4 protein-coding genes and 1 pseudogene are annotated in these 3,733 nt (G+C 53.5%); 3 read left to right on the forward strand and 2 right to left on the reverse strand.

Translation table 11 applies throughout. The features are described from left to right. On the reverse strand, positions 1-410 hold a 410-nt coding region (locus tag H5U36_09570), incomplete at its 3' end, for a hypothetical protein (protein MBC7218358.1). Positions 411-743: 333 nt separating this feature from the next. Between H5U36_09570 and H5U36_09575 the strand changes: the two genes are divergently transcribed. Both H5U36_09575 and H5U36_09580 read left to right on the forward strand, forming a co-directional pair. Further along, positions 744-1,439 carry a response regulator transcription factor gene (locus tag H5U36_09575; protein MBC7218359.1) on the forward strand — a complete coding sequence of 232 codons (696 nt, stop codon included), beginning with the start codon at positions 744-746 and terminating at the stop codon, positions 1,437-1,439. Next, entirely contained in the window at positions 1,436-1,930 is a 495-nt protein-coding gene (locus tag H5U36_09580; GenBank protein ID MBC7218360.1) for a hypothetical protein, read from the forward strand. The genes H5U36_09575 and H5U36_09580 overlap by 4 nt, the downstream gene beginning before the upstream one ends. 36 nt (positions 1,931-1,966) lie before the next feature. Here the strand turns inward: H5U36_09580 and H5U36_09585 are convergent. Continuing rightward, positions 1,967-2,862 (reverse strand): annotated as a pseudogene (locus H5U36_09585) (permease). An 82-nt stretch (positions 2,863-2,944) separates the two neighbouring features. Here H5U36_09585 and H5U36_09590 point away from each other — a divergent pair. Further along, on the forward strand, positions 2,945-3,733 hold a 789-nt coding region (locus tag H5U36_09590), incomplete at its 3' end, for a pyridoxal phosphate-dependent aminotransferase (protein MBC7218361.1).

A 3,733-nucleotide genomic window follows, 5' to 3' on the forward strand; every position in this document is an offset into this window, starting at 1 on the left:
TCTGCTTCAACGATTTGTCCCTGGAACGTCAAAGCCACGTTACCCACAAGACCGAGATTCCCGGCCAGGGAGTCCCCGGCATTTGCTCCATCACTCTCTGCTTCACTTTCGACCTCAGTCTCACTCCCGTTAGAGTTTCCTCCACCAAGAAGGCCCAGGTTAGCTGCCAGAGCGTTCCCAGAAAGCTCACCGACGCTACCACCAGTACTCGTAGCATCCTGGGTATTTGCTCCAAATATAAGCTGGGTGACATTCTGCTCCTGGGTAGCGCAGAACCAGTTATTCTGGGACACCGAAGGGCCAGCCACAATCACCATGGAATTCCCTACGCTCACATCATCTGCGTACGCCAGGCTGAGACCCACAAAGAGCGCGACCACAAGCGAAACCACCAAAACCGTAACCTTCATGCTCCTAACCTCCTTTGAATTTTGATGCATTCATTTTCGGATGGGCAAGACCGGGAAGAAAGAGCCGGAAATCCTGAGGAAGAGAGGAAGTTGGGAAACCTGTCCTGGGACTTCTTCCCGGAAAAATAGGGCTAACGGGCAGGGTAAATAGGAAACATTTCCTATTTTCCTTCCGAGAAAGGAGGCGTATCGTAAGAGCAAGGGTCCTAAACTCACACTCCAGATACTCGCTCGTTCTGGGTTGCACGATTCCCTCAAGGAGAACGCCCATTGTGGATAACCCGGAAGGAAAGGTGTCCATACGACCCTAATAGAAAGGGGGGATTTACCGTTATCCAGTCTGATGAGAAGGAGAACCTGCGCATCGCCATTGTGGATGACCACCTTCTCTTTGCCGAGGGTCTCAAGGCTCTTATCGAAGAAGAAAAACTTGGTACCTGTACGGTGTACGAAAATGGAGAAGAAGCGCTCCGTGCCATACCTTTGGGTTCCTTTGACATTGCCTTTGTGGACCTCCGTCTTCCCGACACCAGTGGCTTTGAGGTTATCAAGGTCCTCCGACAAAAGGTCCCCGAACTCCATATTCTTGTTCTCACCGTGGACGACTCGCGCGAGTCCTTCCTTAAAGCGCTTTCCCTCGGGGCGCAGGGGTACATCCTTAAGAACGCACCTTTCGCAAGAATCGTCAACGACATTCGAGCCGCCCTACGGGGAGACCTGGTCATCGGAGCAGAAATGGCCCTGTACCTTGCTCAGGGGGTTCAGGTACCAAAACCTCGAGGGAAAACAGAACAAACGCTTGAGGCTTTGACGAAGAGAGAAAGAGAAGTGCTGAGGCTCCTCACCCAGGGAAAGGACAATGGAACTACCGCGCAGGAACTTCACCTGAGCGAGAAGACGGTGAAAAACTACGTGAGCAGTATCTTGAACAAACTCGGTTTCGAAGACCGGGTGAAGCTCGTGATCTTTGCCATCGAAGAGGGACTCTTCAGAGAAGAAGAGCCCGGAAAAAAGGAGGAAAAACCGTGAAGCGATACAGTGTTGTACCCATTCTCTTTTTGCTCGTGCTCTCCATCATCGCCGGGTGCTCGGTGGAGAATCCGATTGCCGTTCCCCCCGAAACGCTTGAGACCATGCGGGGGGAATTGGTATCGTTCTTTCAGGGCCTCTCGGCGGCTCTCAAATCCAACAACGTCGATGCCGTTCTTCCCTTCTACGCCCTCCCCTACACGTACCTTGACACCACCACCGGCTCGTCGGTCACCCTCACCACCTACGAGGAGCTTCGGGCCTTTCTCCTCAACGAAATCATGGTGGGAACCATTGAAGAGGACGAGTTCGTCAACCTCACCTTCGTCAATGTGCCCGATGCCACGACTGCAGTCGTCCGGGTGGACGAGGTCTGGGTTCAGACTTACGAAGGCGAGACCTACTCTGCCACCGACCACCTCCGGATTCATCTCGGGAAGGTTGGGGGATTCTGGAAAATCACAAAAACCGAGCTTCTGGGATGGGATTGAGGTTCTGCGTAGCCCCTTCCACCTGGACGGGAGGGGCTACAGAACGTTCCCAACGATGAAAAACACAAATCCCATCTCCAAGGCAAGGAGAAAGATAAGAAGAGCAAATACAGTTACAAACCGCCAGCGGAAGGCGGAAAGGAGGAGAGCAAGCTCTGGAATGCTCACTCCTCCTGCCCCGCTCACGAGGAAGGCCACGATGATACCGGAATTCACGCCTTTGTCAAGGAGCGCCTTCCCAAGAGGGAGAACAAATTCCCCGCGGAGATAGAGGGGAATTCCAAGGAGGGAAACCCAAAAGATTCCAGAGGGGTCCTGAGGGGAGAAGACGCGAAGGAGGAGGTTCTGGGGGAGGAAAAATTCCACCAGGACTCCCAGGGCACTCCCAAGGGCAAGGAAGGGGAGGATGCCCCGCGCCAATTCCCCTATTCCGAGGAGGATGCGTCGTACTTCTTCGGAAAGATTGCCTCTTGCACTTTTGGTGTTTTCCAAAAACACCGAGGTGGTAAACCCTTCCCGAATCCAAAAAGTCTTCGAAATCCGGGAGATGAGGTAGCCTAAAAGCACCGTTTGAAAGAAGACGAGTGCGACATAGAGGAGGGCCTTCTGCCAGCCAAAGAGAGTGACGAGGAACGAGGCAAGAATGGGATTGAGGAGAGGGGAAACGAAAAGAAAGGAAGCAACGGCCTCAAAGGGAATCCCAAAGCGCAAGAAAGCAATTGCCAGGGGGACGCTTGAGTAGGAGCAGAGAGGAGTCAGAGGAGGCTGCTCAGAAAAGGCGAGCGATGCCGAAGGAGTATGGCTTCAATACGCCGTTCCGGGAAAAAGAGGAGAACCCACTCTAAGGCAAAGGAAATCCCGAGAAAAAGGAGAGCGAGTTCCCCAAAGTTCTGCGCAAACTCTCTGACCATGCGAAGAAGTGTCGCTGCCATACTCTTTTTTCTACCCAATACCCTTTCCTTTTGCAAGCCACAGGCGATGGTATAATACGGCAAAAACAGAGGAGGAGTCTCGATGATTTGCGTTCCTGACTGCATCTCCCAGCTCCCCCGCTCTGGCATCCGGGAGCTCATGGGCATGGCCCTTTCGATTCCCGGGACAATCCGCTTAGAAATGGGTGAGCCCCACTTTCCCACTCCTCCGGCCATCCTTGAGAGACTCAAAGATTTCTTCTTCCAGGGAGAAATCCGTTACACACCCACGGTGGGCATTCCAACCCTTCGGGCAAAGATAGCCGAGAAACTCAGGAGAGAAAAGAACTGGAATGTGTCTCCGGAGGCAATCATTGTCCTACCAGGATCACTCTTTGGAACGGTCACCGTGTTCCGGACCATTCTTGAGCCCGAGGATGAGGTACTCGTGCCCGACCCAGGGTTCACGAACCACTTCTTCCAGGTTTCTCTCTGTGGAGGGAGAGCCATTCACTACCACCTCCGACCGGAGAATGACTACCTCCCCGACTTTGCAGAAATCCGAAAGTGCATCACTCCAAAGACGAAGGCGATTCTCGTAAACTCCCCATCTAATCCTCTCGGGGTCGTTTTTCCTGCCGAGGTCCTTGAGGAAATCGCCCGCCTTGCAGAAGAGCACAACCTCCTCGTTATCTCTGACGAAGCTTACGAAAAGTACATCTACAAAGGCGAGCACCTGGGGCTTTTCCGCTCCGTGAACCCGGAGCGCCTTGTGACCATCTTCTCCTTCTCGAAGACCTATGCCCTCACGGGATGGCGGGTCGGGTACATGGTGGTGCCGGAGCAGCTTGCTCCCCATTTTGCAAAAGGTGCCGAGTACCTGATTGCCTGC

This window comes from Candidatus Caldatribacterium sp. (genome assembly GCA_014359405.1).
GTDB classification, from domain to species: domain Bacteria; phylum Atribacterota; class Atribacteria; order Atribacterales; family Caldatribacteriaceae; genus Caldatribacterium; species Caldatribacterium oleiphilum.